Raw genomic sequence first — 20,330 nt, 5'->3', positions numbered from 1 at the left:
TTAATTTACTAATTACCATAATGATACGCATTTTATAGTAATAAAATCAAGTTATTCTTTCACAATGAGAATAATTTTTACATTTTTTCACAAGATACATTATTTTTAGGAATAAAAGCCTATGGTACAATGATTGCTAGGAGAGAAGATTAATTATGATAATTGCACAAGCACAGAACCTCGAACAACACTTCGGGGCAAACACTATTTTTTCAGGAATTAGCTTTTCAATTCCTGATAACGCTAGAATTGGTCTTGTTGGTCCTAATGGTGCCGGCAAGACTACTTTATTAAAAATTATGACCGGTCAACAAGAACCGACTAGTGGTGCTTTTACCATTAATAAGGGAATTGATGTTGGCTACATTGCTCAGGAGAATGACTTAGATGAAGCTAAGACTATCTGGGATGAAATGTTAACTGTCTTTGATGATTTAATCCAAAAAAATAATCAAATCATGCAAATGCAACAACAAATTGCTGATAATCCTGAGGATCAAGAATTGCTTAAGCGTTATGACCAATTCGCTTATGACTTTGAACAACAGGGCGGCTTTACTTATCAAGCTGAAATCAAGAGTGTCTTAAACGGCTTCAAGTTCAATGAAGATACTTGGAGTAAGATTATTGGCACCCTGTCTGGTGGTGAAAAAACACGCCTTGCCTTTGTAAAACTACTCTTACAAAAGCCACCCCTACTCTTACTTGACGAGCCTACTAACTATCTAGACTTAGATACCTTAGATTGGTTAGAGGCATTTCTTAAGAATTATAAGGGCGCAATTGTTACCGTGTCTCACGACCAATACTTCTTAGATCATTTAGCTAATGAAATCTTTGAATTAAACTTTGGCAAGCTAACTACATTCAAGGGTAATTATACTCAATATACTCAAGAGCGCGAATTGATGAGTGCTCAACAAGAAGCTGCTTATGAGAAACAACAAGAACAAATCAAAAAAGAAGAAGAATTTATCCAAAAGAATCTAGTTCGTGCCTCTACCACTAAGAGAGCTCAAAGCCGTCGTAAAAAATTAGAAAAAATGGAGCGTATTACTCCACCCAAGCACAAGACTAAGGTAAAGATCAACTTCCAAAGTGAGCGTCCCTCAGGTAAAGAAGTTCTAATTCTAAAAGACTTGGATATTGGCTACCCCGACAAGACGATGGTTTCCAATATTAGCTTCCAAGTTAATAAAGGAGACCGCGTCGCAATTATTGGACCTAATGGTATTGGTAAATCCACCCTGCTTAAGACCCTAATGAAGCAGCTTGCACCTAAGTCAGGCTCAATCAAGTATGGTGCTAGCCTTGATATTGGTTATTATGACCAAGAATTACAAGGTCTTGATTCTACTAAGACTGTCTTAGATACAATTTGGGATCGTCATAAAACTATGCCTGAACGTGATGTTAGATCAATTCTAGCTAGCTTCTTATTCACAGCCAAAGATATTGATAAGACTGTGGCACAGCTTTCAGGTGGGCAGAAAGCTCGATTGACATTGACAGTCCTTTCACTTGAAAAGGATAACTTCTTACTAATGGACGAACCTACTAACCACTTAGATATTGAAGCTAAGGAAGTTCTTGAGCAGGCTCTAAATAACTATGATGGTACCTTATTATTCGTATCTCACGACCGTTACTTCATTAATCAATTAGCTAATAAGATTGTTTCTGTTCGCAATGGTCACGCTAAGATCTATGAAGGGAACTATTCATACTATCTTGATGAAAAGGCTAAACAACAGGCATCAGCTGTCCAAGTTAATACAGCTAATAACACTGAACCTGCAGTAGATAATACCAACAAGGGCAAGTTATCCTATCAAGAACAAAAAGTACGTGATTCACAAAAGAGAAAATTAGAGCGTGCTATCCAAGACGCTGAAAAGAAAATCGAAGAATTAGAAAAGCAAGAAAAAGAAATTCAAACTGAAATGGCAAACCCAGATATTGCAGCTTCCTTTGAAAAACTAGGACCACTGCAAGAACAACTATCTGCTGTTCAAGAAAGCCTTGACCAAGCAAATAATGATTGGGAAGATGCTATTGATGCACTAGATAATTTTGAATAGTAAAAAAGAACTAAGTATGTACGAACTGCAGTACTTAGTTCTTTTTTTACTTACTCAACCTGCTCTAAAAATTTATACTTACGTTCATTATAAATCCTAGCAAATTTACTCTTAGGCTGATTAATCATGTAGCCATGAACTGCCTTACCTGAGCTAATTGCTGGAATATAAATCTCTGCTGGTACATGATACTTTTTTAGCTCCTTGTAGTAATCCTGAGCTTGATCGTAAAGTAATTATATTGTAGGACATTAAAAGAATGCTACTAAAAAGTAAAATGTAAGCGTTTATTTAAATTTTATTTATTGGTATTATGAATTAATAAATAGAAAAAGAGGCGATTTTAATCAATGAAAAAAGAAAATATATTCTTAACATTCATCAGTGGTTTTAGTATTTTCTTGGCAAATTTCATATATTTTTTTATCAAAAATAAAAGTATTACAGATGCCCTAGTTAATTCATTTGGAATTACTATTTTGGCATTAATTGTTTTGATATTAATAGCTATATTTCACCAAAAAAAGTAAAAATCTTTGTAAAAATTGCAAAACTACAAAAAAAGACTAGCAACCGAAGTCACTAGTCTTGTGTTATGGAGGATACAGGGTTCGAACCTGTGACCTCCTGCTTGTAAGGCAGATGCTCTCCCAGCTGAGCTAATCCTCCAAAAGTGACCCGTACGGGATTTGAACCCATGTTACCGCCGTGAAAGGGCGGTGTCTTAACCACTTGACCAACGGGTCATATTCGACTTATCCTTAACACATCTATTTATAATACAGACTATTGAATAAAAATGCAAGCTTTTTTTGTAAAAAAGTCGAATTTATTTTTCTATAGTAGTATCGTTTTAATTTATATGATTAAATAATCGTAACCAAAAGTAGTTACATATTAAGAAGAACTATTATAGGACATAAAAAACTATCAAAAAATAAAAGCTGGTTCCAATAATATATCTTTTGATGAAATAGTCGGTTTATTAAAATCATTAGGATATACAGAGAGCAATAAAGGTAAGACAAGCGGATCAAGGATAAAGTTCATCAATTACAAAACTGGTAAGATGATCTATATGCATCGTCCTCATCCAAGAAAAACTTTATTGCAATATCAAGTACGTGACATCTTGAATGTTATTGGAGATGAAATTTAATGAAAAAGCTAATGGAATATAAAGGTTATTACGGTACAGTCGAATATTCATTAGAAGATGAGATACTTCATGGAAAAGTAGTAGGTATTAATGGTTTACTCTCATATGAAGGTGAAACTATTAAAGACTTAGAGGAAGATTTTCATGGTGTGGTAAATGAATATCTTACTGACTGCAAAACTAATGGGATAACCCCACAAAAATCATATAAAGGCATATTTAATATTAGAATTACACCTGAACTTCATCGCGATTTAGCATTAGCCGCTGAAGCAAAGGGCGAAACACTAAATAAGTTTATCGGTGAAGCTCTAAATAATTACTTGCATTCTTGATTAATATGGGTCTTAAAGAAACTAAGAATACGTAATATTTATCTAGTTTATGACTTATTTTTAAATACAAAAAGTAGCTATACAGCACCAAGCTGACATATAGCTACTTTTTTTCTTTATTCTAATCCACACTTCTTAAAGATCTCATCAACATGACGCAAATGATAATGATAATCAAAGGCATCATCAATATCTGCTTGCGAGAGATAGTTCATGATCTCACTATTTTCTACTAAAGGTTTAAATTGCTTCTGCTCATTCCAAGATTGCGCAGTTAGCTTTTGAACCATATCATAAGCTTGCTCTCTAGAAAGACCTGCTTCATCAATTAACTTCAAAAGCACCCTCTGCGAATAAATCAAGCCATAAGTACGCTCCATATTCTTAAGCATCGTATCAGGAAAGACGTCCAAATTCTTCAAAATTCGATTAAAGCGATGAAGCATATAGTCAATTGCAATCGTTGTGTCTGGCAAGATTACCCTTTCTGCACTTGAATGAGAGATGTCACGCTCATGCCAAAGGGATACATCCTCATAAGCGGTAATCACATGACCCCTAACCACTCGAGCCATTCCACATAGATTCTCACAACCAATTGGATTGCGCTTATGCGGCATTGCAGAAGAGCCTTTTTGACCGGGGCGGAAGTGTTCTTCAACTTCATGAATTTCACTGCGCTGAAGCGATCTAATCTCAGTTGCCCAGTTCTCAATGCTAGTAGCGATTAAGGCGAGCATTGCAATGTATTCCGCATGTAAATCTCTTGGCAAAACTTGCGAAGTAATTGGCTGCTGAGTCAAGCCTAATTGTTGCAATACACTAGTTTCAACTTCAGGTGGCACATTGGCAAATGTTCCAACCGCACCAGATATTTTACCTGATTCTGCGCCCTTAGCTGCATGTTCAAAACGCTCAATATCACGTTCAAGTTCAGTATACCAACGCGCTAACTTAAGCCCAAAAGTTGTCGGCTCTGCTTGGACGCCATGCGTACGTCCCATCATAACAGTATTCTTATATTTTAAGGCTTTTTCAGCAATGGTCGTTTTAAGTTCGGCTAGATCTTTTCTAATGATGTCATCAGCCTGCTTAAGTAACACACCTTGTGCAGTATCAACTACGTCAGTTGAAGTTAGGCCGAAGTGTACCCACTTCTTTTCATCACCTAAGCTTTCAGAGACCGTCCGTGTAAAAGCTACAACATCATGGTGGGTAATTGCTTCAAGCTCTGCAACGCGCTCAGCAGTGAATCTTGCATTTTTAGCGATTTTTTGAGCATCTTCAACTGGAACTTCACCTAATTCTGCCCAAGCATTAGTTGCTGCAATCTCCACCTTTAACCAAGCATTATATTTATTCTCATCTGTCCAAACTTTGCCCATTTCTGGACGAGTATAACGTTCTAACATATATTACATTTCCCATGGATTCTTTAATACAATAGTTTGCTGGCGATCTGGTCCAACAGAAACTGTCACTAATGGCAAGCCTGTTACTTCTTCAATTCTCTTCAAGAACTTCTTAGCATTCTCTGGCAGATCTTCATACTTCTTAACATTAGTAATATCCTCTTGCCAAGCTGGAAGTTCTTCATAAACAGGTTCACAGCGATACAATTCCTTCAAGCTAGCTGGATAGTAATCAATCTCTTCGCCATCAAGCTTGTAGCTAGTAGCAATCTTAACTGTATCAAACCCTGAAAAAATATCAAGTAAGTTCAAGCTTAATCCAGTCATACCTGATACACGCTTAGCATGGCGCAAAGCAACAGAATCGAACCAACCTACTCGACGTGGACGGCCAGTTACAGTCCCATATTCATGCGCAGTTTCACGAATACGGTCACCGACTTCATCCAATAATTCAGTTGGAAATGGACCAGCACCAACACGGGTAGTATAAGCCTTGCAGACCCCAATAACCGTATTTAAGCGATTAGCACCCATACCAATACCTGAAGCAATTCCACCAGAGATAGTATTAGATGAAGTAACAAATGGATAAGTACCCTCATCAATATCAAGCATTGTTCCCTGTGCCCCTTCAAAAAGTACCTTCTCACCGTTATCTAGAGCATCATTAACTAAGACTGAAGTATCAGTAACGTACTTCTTCATTCTCTGACCATATTCATAATACTTATCAAAAATATCTTCAAACTTAAGTGCAGGCTTACCATAAACCTCAGTAAATAACTTATTCTTAACTTCTAAATTAGCATGTAACTTCTCTTCAAAGGTATCCCTTTCTAATAAATCGCATACCCTAATTCCAATTCTAGAAGCCTTATCCATATAAGTTGGTCCAATACCATTCTTAGTAGTCCCAATCTTATTAGCTCCCTTAGCTTCTTCTTGATATTCATCTTGCTTAATATCATAAGGCATAATGATGTGAGCACGATTAGAAATTCTCAACTTACTGGTATCAATGCCGTTGTTTTCAAGATTATCTAGCTCTTCAAACATAACCTCAGGATTGATAACTACTCCATTACCAATTACTGCACCCTTGCTAGCAGCAAAAATACCAGATGGAATTAACCGCATCTTAAAGTCCTTACCATCTATCTCAATAGTATGACCAGCATTGTTACCACCATTCGAGCGGACTGCCATAGTCGCATCCTTACTTAAAAAGTCGGTAATCTTACCCTTACCTTCATCGCCCCATTGGCTACCTACAACTGCAACTGCTGTCATTTAAGTTCACCTCATAAAAAAATTATTTAATATCTTAAAACCGAAATTAAGTTTAACAACAGTATATGGTTTAGTCAAGATAATTTACGAACATTTTAAAATAATATATTAATAATTATTCACATTTAAGCTTGACTTTTATTAAAAACACCGTATATTAGTATCTGTGATTAAAAATTAGCGAGGTAAAATTTGTGAGTAATTATTTCAGTATGGAAGCCTTTGATTATGATGATATCCAATTAGTTCCTAACAAGTGCATCATTAAGAGCCGTAAGGAAGCTGATACTAGCGTTAAATTCGGAAGCCGAACATTCAAGATACCAGTTGTTCCAGCTAACATGGAAAGTGTTATTGATGAAGAATTAGCTATTTGGCTAGCAGAACATGACTACTATTATGTTATGCACCGCTTCCAGCCACAAGAGCGGGCTCACTTTATCAAGATAATGCATGAAAAAGGCCTGTTTGCCTCTATCTCCGTTGGGATTAAGGATGAAGAATACGATTTTATTGATTCTTTAGTTAAGCAGAATTTAGTTCCAGAATACATTACAATTGATGTTGCTCATGGACATTCTGACTACGTAATCAAGATGATCCACTATATTAAAGATAAACTCCCTGATTCTTTCGTCACTGCTGGTAATATCGCTACGCCAGAAGCTGTTCGCGAATTAGAGAATGCTGGTGCTGATGCAACTAAGGTTGGTGTCGGACCTGGTAGAGCATGCATTACCAAGTTAAAGACTGGCTTTGGGACTGGTGGCTGGCAATTAGCTGCCTTAAGAATGTGTGCTAAGGCAGCAAGTAAGCCATTAATCGCAGATGGTGGCATCCGGCATAATGGTGATATCGCTAAGTCCATCCGCTTCGGTGCTTCAATGGTCATGATTGGTTCGCTTCTTGCAGGCCATGAAGAATCTCCAGGCCATGTAATTGATATCGACGGCAAGAGTTATAAACAGTATTGGGGATCTGCATCTGAAGTTCAAAAAGGTGCTTATAAGAACGTTGAAGGCAAGCAAATGTTAGTGCCATATCGTGGTTCTATCAAGGATACTCTCCGTGAGATGCAAGAAGATCTGCAATCCTCCATTTCTTATGCTGGCGGACGTGACTTGAATTCTATTCGCTTAGTTGATTATGTAATTGTTAAGTCTTCAATCTTAGACGGCGATAAATAAACTAAAAAATCTCTAGAATATCCTGTATTATTCAAGGAAATTCTAGAGATTTTTGTATAGTTTAATTTTAATTCAACATTCTTTCTGCATAAGGCAATTCAAGTAATTAAGCCATTATAAATCTTAAAGTGTTAAAACCCGTTAACAAAATTAGACCAATCATAAAAACTGTATAAATACTTTCTAATTTTGATGATGATATTTTTTGGTTCCAAATAGTACCTATATAACCACCAATTATTCCTGCAACTATTAATAAGGGGATCATTGTAGTATTAAAATTCATAAACTGTCCTTCAATAATAATTGAAATTAGCTTAGTTATTTGGGAGAAAAATACTGTTGCTATGGAATAAACGGCAGATTGTTTCATAGTAAAATGGAATATTATTACTAAAAGAGATACATTTAGTGGTCCTCCACCAATAGCTAGAAAAATGGAAGTTGCTCCTAAAAATACTCCAAGAAATAGTGCTGCTAGCCAATTGTAGTTTGGTCGTTTATTATTGGTAGAGCTCTTTTTAGTATAAATTGTTAAAAAAATGAGGGAAATTAGCAATAACACTGATTGAATAAGTTTTAATTTAGTTTCAGTAAATATAGAATCTGCCCAATTAAGACCTAAGTTTCCTACGTATCCGCCCATAATCGATCCAAACGAAATTGATACCAAAAATGCCCAATCGAATTTAAATCCGTGCTTTATCTGTTTAAAGACTGAAACTATACACATAACGAATACTAAGATTGTTGAATAAAAGCCAATTGTTAATACATTTCCTGCATCTACTAAATCATAGAATACTTTTAAAACAATACCTCCGCCTACACCCGCTACAGCACCGATAATGCAGGCAATTATTGCAACTATAAATAGTATTAATTGCATTAACAATCACCTCTTTTTTCAGTAATTAAATAATTGCCATTAGTTTGAATAACTTTTTTATACCAATAAAATGAATCTTTTCTCAATCTGGCAAATGTTCCTTGGCCTAAGTTATCTACATCTACGTAAATAAATCCGTATCTTTTTTTCATCTCACCGGTACTTGCAGAAACTAAGTCAATTGGTCCCCAAGTTAGATAACCTAGTACCTCAACTCCATCGTAATTAATCGCCTTTTCTAATTGTAATAGATGCTCTCTTATATATTTAATACGATATGGATCATGTATTTGACCATCTACAACCTTATCTTCAGAGCCTAAGCCATTTTCCACAATCATTAAAGGTAATTGATACCTATCATATAGAAGGTTTAAACCATATCTAAGGCCTTCTGGATCAATTGGCCATCCCCATTCAGACTTAGAAAGATAAGGATTAGTGTAGCCTGTGTCCAATCCATTTAAGCCTTTAATTACTCCTTTAGTTTTTGCTCCACAAACATGAGTTAGGTAGTAACTAAAAGATATAAAATCTACTTTCCCTTCTTTTAGGCTAGTTATATCCCCAGACTTAATTGGTAATTTTATATTATTTCTCTCTAGCTCTTTTAATTTATAACTTGGATAATATCCCCTGGCTTGAACATCCGCATAAAATAATAATTTCTTTTGAAATTCTTGATTACCGATTATATCTTTAGGATTAGAAGTAGCAGGGTAAGAAAAATGACCGTTATACATCATGCCAACTTTATTACCTGAATCAATTTGATGAGCTATCTTCACTACTTTTGCGCTAGCTAATAATTGATGATATGCGGCAAATTCCTTCGTATCCTGATTAGCATTTAAGCTAATACCACCAGCATTCCAGGGCATAGTTGTCATATTATTTATTTCATTAAAAGTAAGCCAATATTTTACTCTTCCCTTAAAATGTTTCAAAACAGTAGTCGCAAATTTTATGTAAAAATCTACAACTTTTCTACTTTCCCAGAAGCCATATTTTTGCAATCCCATTGGTGTATCGAAATGTTGCAAAGTTACAATAGGTGTTATTTTATATTTTAAACATAAATTTACTACTTCATCATAGAATTTAAGTCCTACTATATTTGGTGAATTATCATCCCCATGAGGAAAGATACGCGTCCAAGCAATTGAAAACCGATAAGAACTAAATCCCATTTCAGCAAATAACTTAATATCATCCCTATAATGATGATAAAAATCAATCGCCTTATGTGTTGGATAAAATTTTTTCTCTTCAATAGCAGTAGTTATCTCCCGACTTTTTCCCTTTTTAGCTAGTGTCATCATATCTGCTGTGCTTAGTAATTTATTATCAGTTAAATATGCACCTTCGATTTGCTCTGCTGAAGTTGATCCTCCCCATAAAAAATTTTCAGGAAATATGCTCATTGTAATTTTCATCCTCCTACTCAACTTTTAATAGCTTATCTAGCGCTCTTACATCTTCATGAGCAATGCATTGAACAGTATTAAATTTATCGTGATTCGTAACTAATACCATTGTAATTGGATCATAACCTTGAGAAGATATAAGCTTGTAGTCCATCTCTAATAAAAGATCTCCGCGCTTTACTTTATCGCCTTGTTTAATATGTCCGGTAAATCCCTCACCGTTTAGCTTCACAGTGTCTAATCCACAATGTATTAAGAGGTCAACCCCATTATCTCCAGATATTCCAATCGCATGCTTAGTATCAGAATTAAATACTCGAACTTCACCTTTAATTGGTGAATATACCTTGCCATCTTTTGGAAAAATAGCTATGCCTTTGCCCAGCATTTCTTGTGAGAATACAACATCATTAACATCTGATAGCTTCTCAATCTCGCCGGCTAATGGTGCATCTATTATAATTTGTTGTTTGACCTTATCAGCTTCTGGTCTTAATTCTTTAGGTAATCCTAAAAATAACTGAATAACATACGAAGCAACAAAGGCAATTACAACACCAATAATTGCAAACCATAAATTACTAATACTATTTCCAATAAAACTAGGTAGAGCTAATAAACTAGGTGGAACTTGTTGAAAACGCCGAATTCCCATAATTCCTAGGAATAATCCACCTAGTCCACCACCTATCATTGCTGATATTAACGGTCTACGATAACGTAAGTTAATTCCGTATAAAGCTGGCTCAGTAATTCCTAAGATGGCTGAAAGTCCCGTAGAGATACCTAAAGCCTTGAGTTTCTTATCTTTAGTTCTAGTTGCTACCGCTAAAACTGCCCCACCTTGAGCAATATTAGATACTAACATTCCCGGACCTACAAGATTTTCCCAGCCTACTTTAGCTAAGTTATTTATAGCAACAGAAATCAATGCATAGTGCATCCCAGTCATAACTAATAGAGGAGATAAGGCTCCGATAATTAGCGGGATACTCCATCCTGCATAATTGTTTATCCATGCAATTATATTTGCTAATCCATCACCTAGCCAAGCACCAATTGGTGCAATAACTATAAAGGTTAAAGGGGTCATAATGACTAATACAATCAATGGCGTAAACATTAACCTTAAAACTTTAGGTAATAGTTTATTTACCGTTGGTTCAATATATGACATCACCCAAATTGCTAAAAGTACTGGAACTACAGATGAGCTATAGTTAGTAGGGGTAACAGGCAAGCCAAATAATTTAATTAGACTATGTGTTTTAACGGCTTGCTGTACCATTTGTATAAACACAGGATTTATCAACATGGCACCTATTACCATAGAAAGATATGGATTAGTGTTTAGCTTTACCGAAGCTGAATGTGCTAGTAAAATCGGTAAAAAATAAAATGCTGTGTCGCTAACAAAATTCAATATTAAAAATGTTTGACTTGTTTTAGAAATCAGCCCTAGCATTGATATGACTATTAAAAATGCTTTTAACAGTCCTGCCCCTGCCATAGCAGGAATAACCGGAATAAATATTCCAGATATAATATCTAAAACATCAGATAATCCTTTTTTCGGTGTTGATTTACTTTTTTCATCTTGCTCTTCTTGATTACTACTGCTTCCGTTTTGATAAATGTTAATAAAGCTGTCATAAAGAACTGGTACATCATTACCAATAATTATTTGTAATTGACCACCTTGATTAACTACGCCCAGCACCTTTTCAAAGTTACCAATCTTTTCTTGCTGGGCTTTACTGTCATCATAAAGAGTAAGTCTTAACCTAGTAGCACAATGAGTGGCATTCTTTATATTAGACGGACCACCCACAGCATCTATAATATTTTTTGCCAATGTATCCCAATTCATTACTGTGTCCTCCTTTTTCTTGATAATTTAATTATCTGTAAATTCGAACACTAAGTTAATGAAATAGAGATAAACAAAAACAGTGTTGCAGAATTTACTCATACCTACAAATAAATTCCGCAACACTGTTGCTTATATAATTAGTCTTTTAGCAGTTTATTATTAGAAATACGCTTTTTTTCATATTCTCTAGCAATATCTACCTTATTATGATAATTCTTCACAAAGTTTTTCGAGAAGCATAGAGAATATAGTACATCAAAAATATAATTTTCAGAAATATTGACACTAAAATCTCCAAAATTATCTCTTAGATTCTCTCCTGTTGCTAATCTTAAAGAATAGCTTACAATACTTTCTAATGAATTATCACCAAAAGAACTTATGCCTAATGTACTTGCGCCTCGTTGCTTCAAAAAGCTAGCTACTCTTAACATACTTGGCGTTTCACCGGAATAAGATACCAAAATAAATAACCAATCTTCACTGTGATAGTTTCCATAATAAAACACATCATCAGCTGCTTGAGTTACTAAAACTTGCTTACCTATCCGGATCATTTTCTTTTCAAAATTATACAATGGTCCAGTATTTCCCAGAGAGAACAGACAAATCGTGTTATATTTGTTAATATAACTACTTACCTTTTCAAGATCTATTGTCTTTAATAATGAATATGTATTTCTAACAGTATTTGTATAAAGTTGTTCAATCTTTTTAGATATTTCAAACGCATTATCAACATACTCAAAAGGTAAATTAGGATTTATATCTTTTTCTTGATTTTCTATATAATCTAACTCTTTTAAAAGGCTAACTCTAAAATCAATAAAGCCCTTGTAACCAGCTTTTTGACAAAATCTAGAAAGCGTCGAAGGAGCAATAAAAAGTTGACTAGCAATAGTTCTAGCACTGGTAGTTTTCCAATTAACTTTATTTTCTAAAATCTTATTAGCAATAAACTTTTCAGTTTTTGAAAAATTTTCTTGCTTATTCAACCAATCTAGAATTAGCATATTCAATACCTAAAGCCTACTGCAACATTCTTTCTGCATAAGGCAATTCAAGTGAAGGATCTGCATTTAAATGCTCATCACTGAATATACCTGCTTGATATAAGTTATATGCGGCTGCACCAATCATTGCTGCATTATCACCACATAACTTCAAGTCAGGTAAGATTACCTTAGGCTTAATATCTGCTGGCAGTTGTTCTATCTCTTTACTTAAGCGCTCACGTAAGCCTCTATTAGCAGCTACACCACCACCTAAGATAAAGGTCTTAGGCTTATATTCTTTAATTGCTCGAATTGTCTTATGTGACAAGACATCAACTACTGAAGCCTGAAAGCTTGCTGCTAAATCATACTTATCTAACTTTTCATGAATTTGGTCAGCATGATGGCAAGTATTAATAAAAGCACTCTTCAACCCTGAAAATGAAAAATCATAGTCATCATCTTCCATCATTGCCCTTGGGAAGTGGAAGGTATCTTGACCCTTGTGTGCCCATTCATCAATTGTTTTACCAGCAGGATAATTCACCCCTAAGACACGACCAATCTTGTCATATGCCTCACCAGCTGCATCATCACGAGTATCACCAATAATCTCAAAATGAATTGGATCCTTTATCAAGACGATTTCAGTATGCCCACCAGATACTTGTAAAGCTAGAGCTGGATATTCGATTTCATCTTTTAGCTGGGCAGCCATAATGTGACCCATAATATGATCCACCCCAATTAATGGAAGACCCGTTGCCATTGAAGCTGCCTTTGCAGCACTGACACCTATCAGTAATGCGCCAACTAAGCCCGGACCGTAAGTTACAGCAATTGCGTCAATATCCTTCCAACTTGTATGAGCCTCAGCCAATGCTTCTTTAGTAATTTGGGTAATAACTTCAATATGGTGTCGACTAGCTACTTCTGGTACAACACCACCGAAGCGCTGGTGGCTCTTAATTTGAGTTGCAACTATTAAGCTTTCAATTTCACGTCCATTTTTTATTACGGCAGTTGAAGTTTCATCACATGAACTTTCAAAAGCTAAGATACGTATATCTTTTTTTGTCAATTTACTTCTTCCTGTTCTTCGTCTGTTATCCTCTTTATCATGCTCAGCGCATCTGCATGTTCTGAAATATAATAGTTCTTCCTAACAAAATTAGGTACAAAGCCAAACTTCTGGTATACACTCCGAGCTTGGCGGTTATCAGTCCTGACCTCAAGCGTCATCTGCACAGCCCGATTCTTATAAGCAATTTCAGTCAAAAGCTTTAATAAGTAAGTACCAATCCCTAATCTCTGAAACATTGGCTTAACAGCAATATTAGTAATGTGACCTTCTTGGCCTTGCATCCGCATCCCTGCAAATGCCACTAATCCAGCGCCATTATAAACCACTAAATAAATCGTATTGTGCTTACTCAACTCCGACTCAAAGGCCCGCTTATTCCAAGGTGTCTTACCATAATATACTTCTCGCTCCAATTCAATCACATCACTAATATGCGCTTCATTGGCTTGCATTATATTTAATAGGTAACCATTAACCTTAAAGGCCAATTCCTCAAAGTTCAAATCTAATTCTGCAGGATGTAAAAAATTATTAAACTTCTTCCACATAGTCACTATCCGGACCATACGCTTTACCTGTTTTCTTATGCCAATCTAACTCTGCTTGTGTACGACGTAAATACTTTGGCACCATCTTATCTGGATCAATTGCTTCACTATCAAGTGCTAACAAACCAATATTAGCTGCATGAACTTGATTAGCTCCAGCTGGTGCTTGTTGATAATTAATCTCAGGCCAGATACTCGTAATCTGATCTTGATACTTATCTATGTCACTACCAACAAAGATAACTTTCTTGTTGCCAGCAGCAGCCTTAACCTTATTAAGTAAATCGTCAATATGGTAATGACCGTCCGCAACTACATTCTTGACACCATTATCGTCCTTTACATACCCACCGGCAAAGAAATTATCATTCCTAGCATCAAGTTCGGCAACAATAATGCTATCTCCAGCATCCACGCCTTGGGCTAAGCTAGCTAAGGTTGAAACACCTACTAAATCTTTATCTAAAATTGACGCAAACATCTTAGCAGTAGTAATTCCAATCCTAAGTCCTGTATATGAACCCGGACCTTGTGCTACTGCGAAGCGATCAATATCATTTAAAGTTAAATTATTTTCTTTTAAAATTTCACTAATCAATGGATCTAAATGTTCACTATGGTTACGCTGATCAACTTCGTTTTTTTCAGCAATAACTTGCTTATCATCATTTATTGCAACACTTAAATGATTAGTTGCAGTTGTAATACTCAATATCTTCAAGTGAGTTCCCTCGTTTTTTAATTTAGATTACTTTCTTATTTTAACACGCTGAATCGCATTTAAAACTACATAGCCGACGATTATTTGGATCCATGGCACAATTAATTCTTTAAGTATCCGCTGCATAAATGCTGCCTTTAAATCAAGTCCATACATCAAGTGGAGCCAGTAAGTATTCATTAAAACATTGACAATAATCGTTACTAAAATAGTCGCCACTGCGATCCGCCATAATTTAACCGGTTTTTGATATAATAAAAAGCCATAAATCATTACCCCTATGATTGCTGATAAGGTAAATCCCGGGAAAAATCCCCCCTGAAAGCCAAAGATAGCTGACGTTAATAAATCAGTTAACATGCCACCAATGCCACCCCAAAAAGGTCCAAAGTAATATCCCAGCATAATATTGCCAATAAATCCTAAGCCGACCTTAACAGTTGCTGGTCCAAATGATATCTTTTGCAAAACAATATTAATCGCAATTAATAATCCCAAAAATACCAAGTCTTGCAAGTTCGTTTGTTTAGTATTTACCTTCATAGCCATCCCTCCTAAAAAAGCATGACCTGATTAGTCATGCTTAATTCTTACGCCAAACAATCTTAGCTAAAGCAGCTACATCATTACTGTTTCTGATTTCATGATCAGTAGTTAACTTTTCCATATCTATTTTTACTAAAGATTGTGCTTCTTGTCTATACTTTACTTCTTTTTTGAAAGTAATATTTAAAGAAACTGGTTCATGTGTATTCAAAAACTCCCTCGGCAAGGCATCAATTATCCAATCAAAATACCGGCTATTAGTTAAATGATGATTAGTATCTAAATCGTAGTAACGCACACTATAGCTCTGGCTATTATCCCACTCTCTTAATGGTCTGGCCTTCTTAAAGCGCGGCAGATGGTCTAATGGCGGATTATCAAGTTCCTTCATCCAAGCAGGGTCCGGAGCAACTACCCTCCTAGTCGCCAAATCCAGCATCACCCACTGGCTCCTTACTTCAACTAACTTCTTGCCAGCCAAATCTTCAACACTAAAGTCACGATAACAAAAAATACGGTTATAGCCATTAGCTTTAGTAGTAAATACTACTCTCTCTCCAGCTCTAGGAAGGCGATGGATGGTAAAGTCATAATCCAAAACTACCCATCCTAGTCCTCGCTCCATTAAGTCATTGATTCCGGCATGCTCATTATCTAGTTGCTTATTAGACACTTCCATCATATATTCAACTAAAAATGGCAACTCTAATCGTTCTTCTTCATCACAATTACCATAATCAATTACTTTTTCTTGTTTAAAATCTTTCATCTTCTATCCTTGATGATACTTATCATATAATTCATTCTTTGATACTTTATTTTCTTTAGCAACTTGCTTAATCGCATCTTTTTTTGACTTACCATCGGCTACCAATTGAGCAACGCTCTTAACTAACTCATCCCAAGATAACTGAGAGCTTTCTTGAGTGTTAGGCGAGATTAAGACTACAAATTCACCTCGCGGATCATTTTCAGCGAAATACTCATTAATCTCAGTAATACTCCCACGTAAATATTCTTCATGAATCTTGGTCAATTCCCTAGCTAAGGCAATTTGACGGTCTGAATCTAAAACAGTTGCTAGATTCTTCAGGGTCTTTTTTAAGCGATGAGGTGCTTCATAAAAGATTGAAGTTCCCTTAAATTCATTCATCTGTTCAAAATAAGGAACCTGCTCACTTGCCTTCCTTGGCAAGAACCCCCAATAAGTAAATGGCTGTGCATCAAATCCTGAAGCAATCAAGGCGGTCGCAAAGGCTGATGGACCCGGCAGAGAAACAACCGGAATATCATGCTTAATGCACTCTTTCACCAAGATATAACCAGGATCTGAAATTACTGGCATTCCAGCATCGGAAATTTCCGCAATTGTCTTACCTTCTTGTAGTAATTGGATTAATTCTGGTGCCCGCTGCTTAGAATTATACTTATGAAACGAAATCATATGATTATGGACACCAATCTTCTCTAACAATATTCCACTAGTTCTAGTATCTTCAGCAGCAATATAGTCAGCTTCAGTCAAAATTCGCTTAGCCCTAAGTGTAATATCTTCTAAATTACCAATCGGTGTTGGAACTAAATAAAGAGTACCAACATCATTATTTTTAAAACTACTTTGTCTTTGCATCTTTATTTCCTTTGTGAGGCTTAGGACCCGGATTTACAAAGTTATCTAAGATATCTAAACAAAACATACAATCTTCCCCAGCTTCTCTGTGTGATCCATAGTATGGATTACAAATGTGAAAGCCAGTATTATAAATATCTCTTAACGACTTTAAGCCAGATTGAGACTTTCCTTCTACTGGTGATTTAGTCTTATCCATCTTGCTTAACTTGTCACGTAGCAGCTGATTTTCAACTTTTAATTCTGTATTTTCTTTTAATACATCAAGCATATCATTTTCCAAACCAGATACAGTTTGGGCCATTTCTTCTAAGCTTTGATGCAACTGCGATAATTGTGAAAACGGATCCACTTTTAGCACCTCTATCATTCAAACTTCAATACTAAATAATCTAGGCAATTATGAAAATTAACATTACTTGCCCTCATCTTGTCACAATCCATTAATAACTGTAACAGTTGTGCATTCTTTTCTAAATTAATGTATTTATCTATCTTGTCTAAGGCAAATTGCTTTAATTGATAAAAAACAAACTTCTGACTACCTGGCTTATTAGCCAATCCTGCTAGCTTATGCACCCTCACAATTGCCATGTCACTATTTTCTAATAGTTCTTGATATAGATACTTACATTCTTGTTCTAAATTACTAGTATCGCCTAAATCAGCAATTTCATCACTATTCAAGCCAAATTCTAATAACTTACTATAGCGGCTGTCTTCTTTTTCATCATAAAAGTTAACTATCTGAGTTCGTGAACGAACTGTTGGCAAGATCTGATTAGCATTATTAGCAATTAAGATCGTTACTACCGGGGCAACGGGCTCTTCTAACAAGTTCAAGAGTGCATTATTAGCCGCTAAGGTCAACTTATCTGCATTCTCAATGAAGAAGAACCGTCTTGTACCTTCCACTGGACTCTTGGATAGCTCTTCTTTTAAGGGGCGGACTTGGTCAATTGACAAGGTCTGCTTTCCTTCTAATTTTACTAAAAAAACGTCCGGATGGTTACCAGATAAGATTCGCTGGCATTCATTGCAAGTGCCATCAGGCTTATTAGTACCTGTACAATTGAATAAGCAAGCTAACCAATAAGCCGTGGCCAAGCCCTTTTCCTGCATTGGATCAATGAACAAGTAAGAGTGAGCAATCTTGTCATGGTTATATGCATCCCTTAAAAAATCAACCTGCGTCTTACCAATATTTTTTAGATCAATCATTAAAAGTGCTTAAATTCCTCAACTGGTAATACAAATACTGTCGCCCCGCCAACAGTAACCTTAACAGGTTCAGACATCATCGCAGATCCTCTTGAAGAGATGCTTGGCGAAACATATTGTTCACGAGTGTGCGAGCTTTCTTTGATAATTTCCATTACATCGCTTACCCGATCATCCTCAATCCCAATAATAAAAGTAGTATTTCCAGCTTTCAAAAAACCTCCACTAGTTGCCAATTTAGTAGCACGAACATCATTTTCGATAAACTTCTTAGATAAGGCTGCTGCGTCTTTATCTTGAACAACGGCAAGTATTAATTTCATAATTTCAAGTCCTTACTTAAATATTTCTGGTAATTGCTTTTTTATTATTTTAACACTTTGAGCTACTACTTCAGCTAATGACGCACTTGCATCAATATTTTTTATTCGGTCAGGATACATCCGCTCTACTTCCTTGTAGCCCTGATAGACCTTCTTATGAAACTCCAGCTTCTCTTGTTCTAGCCTGTCTTCTTGATCTGGTCTTAATTTCTTAATTCTAGCCAGACCTTGGGCGGGATCAATATCCAAAAAGAGTGTTAAGTCAGGCTCAAGGTGTCCTGTCGCAAAGTCATTGATCGCCTTAACTTCCTTAATACCTAAGTTGCGCCCCATCCCTTGATAAGCTAGTGAACTATCAACAAAGCGATCAGAAAAAATAATCTTTCCTTCATGTAAGGCTGGTCGCATAATTTCACTTACATGCTGGCTTCTAGATGCCGCATAAAGAAGCGCTTCTGTCTTAGCATCCATCTCTTGATTAGTAGGGTCAAGAATAATCTGTCTAATATTCTCAGATATTTTAGAACCACCTGGCTCACGGGTAATAATATATGGCTGCTTTAATTCAGGAGCAACTTGCTTAATAACTTCATGTAAGACTGTCGTCTTACCTGCTCCGTCTGGTCCTTCAAAAGTAATTAAATATCCTCTCATAAAATCCTCCCACTTTGAATTTTACGTTAAATTCGTATCTAAAAACAGCCTGATTTTAATTAAATTTCACTTTTTTAATTTTGATAGCAAAAAAGCCCATGATATTCATGAGCTACAACTTATTGTGTAATTACACTATATGGGTCACTAGATTTAGCGTGTCGCCTTCTAGCTTCTTCATATAGAAAGCTATACTTAGCGCGTAAAATACGATCAGCTATTCGGTTTTCATCAGATAAGTCTAAGGTAGTTGAAGAAAAAGTCTTTTGAACTGCTAGTTGATGTTGCAAAGCATAAATTACCCTAAGTAATTTATCGTCGCCTTCTTGTTTTATATGGTGCTTTTTTCTAATCATAGACTGGTTCTCCCTTGAACAGCACGCTTTAACGTAATTGAATTAGCATATTCAATATCACTACCAACGGCTAATCCCGCAGCTAGGCGGGTCACCTTGAGACCTGCTGGCTTAATCAACTTACCAATATACATTGCTGTTGCTTCACCTTCAGAAGTTGAATTAAGAGCTAGGATAACTTCCTTAACATCGTCACTTTTCTGCAAGCGAGTAATTAAGCTCTTAATGTTAACTTCTTCTGGTCCTATGCCGTCCATCGGTGATAGAACGCCGTGTAAGACATGGTATAGTCCATCATATTCGCCCATCTCTTCAAAGGCCATTACGTCCTTAGCTTGTTCAACTACCATAATTGTCGACTGGTCGCGATTAGGATCACGACAGATCACACAAGGATCAGTTTCAGTAATATTACCACATATTGAACAGTAGTGAATGTCTTTTTTGATTTGGATCAATGACTTAGAAAAGTCCTCTACATCTTCTTGCGGCATATCTAAAGTATAGAATGCTAGCCGAGTAGCTGTCTTTTCACCAATTCCTGGCAACTTCATATAACTCTCAATTAAGCGTGCAATTGGTAATGGATATTGCAT

23 protein-coding genes and 2 tRNA genes are annotated in these 20,330 nt (G+C 35.9%); 5 read left to right on the top strand and 20 right to left on the bottom strand.

Features of this window, described 5'->3' with window-relative positions; all coding sequences use genetic code 11:
- Nucleotides 1-155: 155 nt before the first annotated feature.
- Both J2Z60_RS08565 and J2Z60_RS08560 read left to right on the top strand, forming a co-directional pair.
- Complete coding sequence (locus J2Z60_RS08565) at nucleotides 156-2,081, top strand: ABC-F family ATP-binding cassette domain-containing protein (RefSeq protein WP_209687280.1); 1,926 nt, start codon at nucleotides 156-158, stop codon at nucleotides 2,079-2,081.
- 350 nt (nucleotides 2,082-2,431) lie between these two features.
- Entirely contained in the window at nucleotides 2,432-2,611 is a 180-nt protein-coding gene (locus J2Z60_RS08560; protein ID WP_209687279.1) for a hypothetical protein, read from the top strand.
- A gap of 66 nt (nucleotides 2,612-2,677) precedes the next feature.
- Here the strand turns inward: J2Z60_RS08560 and J2Z60_RS08555 are convergent.
- Together J2Z60_RS08555 and J2Z60_RS08550 are read right to left on the bottom strand one after the other, a co-directional pair.
- Nucleotides 2,678-2,750 (bottom strand) — tRNA-Val (locus tag J2Z60_RS08555).
- A gap of 5 nt (nucleotides 2,751-2,755) precedes the next feature.
- A tRNA-Glu gene (locus J2Z60_RS08550) sits at nucleotides 2,756-2,827 on the bottom strand.
- Between the two features lie 173 nt (nucleotides 2,828-3,000).
- Here J2Z60_RS08550 and J2Z60_RS10935 point away from each other — a divergent pair.
- Together J2Z60_RS10935 and J2Z60_RS08540 are read left to right on the top strand one after the other, a co-directional pair.
- Complete coding sequence (locus tag J2Z60_RS10935) at nucleotides 3,001-3,240, top strand: type II toxin-antitoxin system HicA family toxin (RefSeq protein WP_209687328.1); 240 nt, start codon at nucleotides 3,001-3,003, stop codon at nucleotides 3,238-3,240.
- Nucleotides 3,240-3,575: a type II toxin-antitoxin system HicB family antitoxin gene (locus tag J2Z60_RS08540; protein WP_209687278.1), complete on the top strand. Its 336-nt coding sequence runs from the start codon at nucleotides 3,240-3,242 to the stop codon at nucleotides 3,573-3,575. Before J2Z60_RS10935 ends, J2Z60_RS08540 begins: the two co-directional genes overlap by 1 nt.
- Nucleotides 3,576-3,691: 116 nt before the next feature.
- On the opposite strand, the gene purB is transcribed toward J2Z60_RS08540, so the two are convergent.
- Complete coding sequence (gene purB, locus J2Z60_RS08535; protein WP_209687277.1) at nucleotides 3,692-4,987, bottom strand: adenylosuccinate lyase; 1,296 nt, start codon at nucleotides 4,985-4,987, stop codon at nucleotides 3,692-3,694.
- Nucleotides 4,988-4,990: 3 nt separating this feature from the next.
- Nucleotides 4,991-6,280 (bottom strand): adenylosuccinate synthase, encoded by a 1,290-nt coding sequence (locus J2Z60_RS08530; RefSeq protein ID WP_209687276.1) that lies wholly within the window; start codon nucleotides 6,278-6,280, stop codon nucleotides 4,991-4,993.
- 194 nt (nucleotides 6,281-6,474) lie between these two features.
- Between J2Z60_RS08530 and J2Z60_RS08525 the strand changes: the two genes are divergently transcribed.
- On the top strand, nucleotides 6,475-7,467 hold the full coding sequence (locus J2Z60_RS08525; protein ID WP_209687275.1) for a GMP reductase: 993 nt from the start codon (nucleotides 6,475-6,477) through the stop codon (nucleotides 7,465-7,467).
- Nucleotides 7,468-7,573: 106 nt separating this feature from the next.
- On the opposite strand, the gene J2Z60_RS08520 is transcribed toward J2Z60_RS08525, so the two are convergent.
- From J2Z60_RS08520 to recR, 16 genes are all read right to left on the bottom strand, one after another.
- Nucleotides 7,574-8,356 (bottom strand): sulfite exporter TauE/SafE family protein, encoded by a 783-nt coding sequence (locus J2Z60_RS08520; protein WP_209687274.1) that lies wholly within the window; start codon nucleotides 8,354-8,356, stop codon nucleotides 7,574-7,576.
- Nucleotides 8,356-9,792: a glycoside hydrolase family 1 protein gene (locus J2Z60_RS08515; RefSeq protein ID WP_245328773.1), complete on the bottom strand. Its 1,437-nt coding sequence runs from the start codon at nucleotides 9,790-9,792 to the stop codon at nucleotides 8,356-8,358. Before J2Z60_RS08515 ends, J2Z60_RS08520 begins: the two co-directional genes overlap by 1 nt.
- 4 nt (nucleotides 9,793-9,796) lie before the next feature.
- Nucleotides 9,797-11,653: a beta-glucoside-specific PTS transporter subunit IIABC gene (locus tag J2Z60_RS08510; protein ID WP_209687273.1), complete on the bottom strand. Its 1,857-nt coding sequence runs from the start codon at nucleotides 11,651-11,653 to the stop codon at nucleotides 9,797-9,799.
- A 140-nt stretch (nucleotides 11,654-11,793) separates the two neighbouring features.
- Nucleotides 11,794-12,651, bottom strand: a complete 858-nt coding sequence (locus J2Z60_RS08505) for a MurR/RpiR family transcriptional regulator (RefSeq protein ID WP_209687272.1) — start codon at nucleotides 12,649-12,651, stop codon at nucleotides 11,794-11,796.
- 34 nt (nucleotides 12,652-12,685) lie between these two features.
- On the bottom strand, nucleotides 12,686-13,732 hold the full coding sequence (gene tsaD, locus J2Z60_RS08500) for a tRNA (adenosine(37)-N6)-threonylcarbamoyltransferase complex transferase subunit TsaD (RefSeq protein ID WP_209687271.1): 1,047 nt from the start codon (nucleotides 13,730-13,732) through the stop codon (nucleotides 12,686-12,688).
- Nucleotides 13,729-14,283 carry a ribosomal protein S18-alanine N-acetyltransferase gene (rimI, locus tag J2Z60_RS08495; protein WP_209687326.1) on the bottom strand — a complete coding sequence of 185 codons (555 nt, stop codon included), beginning with the start codon at nucleotides 14,281-14,283 and terminating at the stop codon, nucleotides 13,729-13,731. Before rimI ends, tsaD begins: the two co-directional genes overlap by 4 nt.
- The gene (tsaB, locus tag J2Z60_RS08490) at nucleotides 14,267-15,004 is read right to left on the bottom strand and encodes a tRNA (adenosine(37)-N6)-threonylcarbamoyltransferase complex dimerization subunit type 1 TsaB (RefSeq protein WP_209687270.1); all 738 of its coding nucleotides are present in this window, start codon (nucleotides 15,002-15,004) and stop codon (nucleotides 14,267-14,269) included. The genes rimI and tsaB overlap by 17 nt, the downstream gene beginning before the upstream one ends.
- Nucleotides 15,005-15,031: 27 nt before the next feature.
- Nucleotides 15,032-15,547: a folate family ECF transporter S component gene (locus J2Z60_RS08485; RefSeq protein ID WP_209687269.1), complete on the bottom strand. Its 516-nt coding sequence runs from the start codon at nucleotides 15,545-15,547 to the stop codon at nucleotides 15,032-15,034.
- 40 nt (nucleotides 15,548-15,587) lie between these two features.
- Nucleotides 15,588-16,319, bottom strand: coding sequence for an acyl-[acyl-carrier-protein] thioesterase (locus J2Z60_RS08480; RefSeq protein WP_209687268.1), 732 nt, complete (start codon nucleotides 16,317-16,319; stop codon nucleotides 15,588-15,590).
- A 3-nt stretch (nucleotides 16,320-16,322) separates the two neighbouring features.
- A complete protein-coding gene (gene rsmI, locus J2Z60_RS08475) occupies nucleotides 16,323-17,180 on the bottom strand; it encodes a 16S rRNA (cytidine(1402)-2'-O)-methyltransferase (RefSeq protein ID WP_209687267.1) in 858 nt (285 codons plus the stop codon).
- Nucleotides 17,164-17,532: a DNA replication initiation control protein YabA gene (gene yabA, locus J2Z60_RS08470; RefSeq protein ID WP_209687266.1), complete on the bottom strand. Its 369-nt coding sequence runs from the start codon at nucleotides 17,530-17,532 to the stop codon at nucleotides 17,164-17,166. The genes rsmI and yabA overlap by 17 nt, the downstream gene beginning before the upstream one ends.
- Nucleotides 17,533-17,546: 14 nt before the next feature.
- The gene (locus tag J2Z60_RS08465) at nucleotides 17,547-18,401 is read right to left on the bottom strand and encodes a DNA polymerase III subunit (RefSeq protein WP_209687265.1); all 855 of its coding nucleotides are present in this window, start codon (nucleotides 18,399-18,401) and stop codon (nucleotides 17,547-17,549) included.
- The gene (locus J2Z60_RS08460) at nucleotides 18,401-18,724 is read right to left on the bottom strand and encodes a cyclic-di-AMP receptor (RefSeq protein ID WP_209687264.1); all 324 of its coding nucleotides are present in this window, start codon (nucleotides 18,722-18,724) and stop codon (nucleotides 18,401-18,403) included. The genes J2Z60_RS08465 and J2Z60_RS08460 overlap by 1 nt, the downstream gene beginning before the upstream one ends.
- 12 nt (nucleotides 18,725-18,736) lie before the next feature.
- A complete protein-coding gene (gene tmk / locus J2Z60_RS08455; protein WP_209687263.1) occupies nucleotides 18,737-19,378 on the bottom strand; it encodes a dTMP kinase in 642 nt (213 codons plus the stop codon).
- Between the two features lie 119 nt (nucleotides 19,379-19,497).
- Complete coding sequence (locus J2Z60_RS08450) at nucleotides 19,498-19,734, bottom strand: YaaL family protein (RefSeq protein WP_209687262.1); 237 nt, start codon at nucleotides 19,732-19,734, stop codon at nucleotides 19,498-19,500.
- Complete coding sequence (gene recR / locus J2Z60_RS08445) at nucleotides 19,731-20,330, bottom strand: recombination mediator RecR (RefSeq protein WP_209687261.1); 600 nt, start codon at nucleotides 20,328-20,330, stop codon at nucleotides 19,731-19,733. Before recR ends, J2Z60_RS08450 begins: the two co-directional genes overlap by 4 nt.

This window comes from Lactobacillus colini (assembly GCF_017874575.1).
GTDB classification, from domain to species: domain Bacteria; phylum Bacillota; class Bacilli; order Lactobacillales; family Lactobacillaceae; genus Lactobacillus; species Lactobacillus colini.
The sequence above is the reverse complement of the archived record's forward strand: the minus strand, read 5'-3'. Positions and strand labels throughout refer to the sequence as shown.

Bases quoted from the DNA above. Each gene is read 5' to 3' on its own strand.
- rsmI (WP_209687267.1), bottom strand. From the start codon at position 17,180: ATGCAAAGACAAAGTAGTTTTAAAAATAATGATGTTGGTACTCTTTAT.
- J2Z60_RS08485 (WP_209687269.1), bottom strand. From the start codon at position 15,547: ATGAAGGTAAATACTAAACAAACGAACTTGCAAGACTTGGTATTTTTG.
- J2Z60_RS08510 (WP_209687273.1), bottom strand. From the start codon at position 11,653: ATGAATTGGGATACATTGGCAAAAAATATTATAGATGCTGTGGGTGGT.
- J2Z60_RS08460 (WP_209687264.1), bottom strand. From the start codon at position 18,724: ATGAAATTAATACTTGCCGTTGTTCAAGATAAAGACGCAGCAGCCTTA.
- J2Z60_RS08530 (WP_209687276.1), bottom strand. From the start codon at position 6,280: ATGACAGCAGTTGCAGTTGTAGGTAGCCAATGGGGCGATGAAGGTAAG.
- J2Z60_RS08465 (WP_209687265.1), bottom strand. From the start codon at position 18,401: ATGATTGATCTAAAAAATATTGGTAAGACGCAGGTTGATTTTTTAAGG.
- J2Z60_RS08450 (WP_209687262.1), bottom strand. From the start codon at position 19,734: ATGATTAGAAAAAAGCACCATATAAAACAAGAAGGCGACGATAAATTA.
- rimI (WP_209687326.1), bottom strand. From the start codon at position 14,283: ATGTGGAAGAAGTTTAATAATTTTTTACATCCTGCAGAATTAGATTTG.
- recR (WP_209687261.1), bottom strand. From the start codon at position 20,330: ATGCAATATCCATTACCAATTGCACGCTTAATTGAGAGTTATATGAAG.
- J2Z60_RS08540 (WP_209687278.1), top strand. From the start codon at position 3,240: ATGAAAAAGCTAATGGAATATAAAGGTTATTACGGTACAGTCGAATAT.
- J2Z60_RS08565 (WP_209687280.1), top strand. From the start codon at position 156: ATGATAATTGCACAAGCACAGAACCTCGAACAACACTTCGGGGCAAAC.
- J2Z60_RS08560 (WP_209687279.1), top strand. From the start codon at position 2,432: ATGAAAAAAGAAAATATATTCTTAACATTCATCAGTGGTTTTAGTATT.
- J2Z60_RS08520 (WP_209687274.1), bottom strand. From the start codon at position 8,356: ATGCAATTAATACTATTTATAGTTGCAATAATTGCCTGCATTATCGGT.
- J2Z60_RS08515 (WP_245328773.1), bottom strand. From the start codon at position 9,792: ATGAAAATTACAATGAGCATATTTCCTGAAAATTTTTTATGGGGAGGA.
- purB (WP_209687277.1), bottom strand. From the start codon at position 4,987: ATGTTAGAACGTTATACTCGTCCAGAAATGGGCAAAGTTTGGACAGAT.
- J2Z60_RS08480 (WP_209687268.1), bottom strand. From the start codon at position 16,319: ATGAAAGATTTTAAACAAGAAAAAGTAATTGATTATGGTAATTGTGAT.
- tmk (WP_209687263.1), bottom strand. From the start codon at position 19,378: ATGAGAGGATATTTAATTACTTTTGAAGGACCAGACGGAGCAGGTAAG.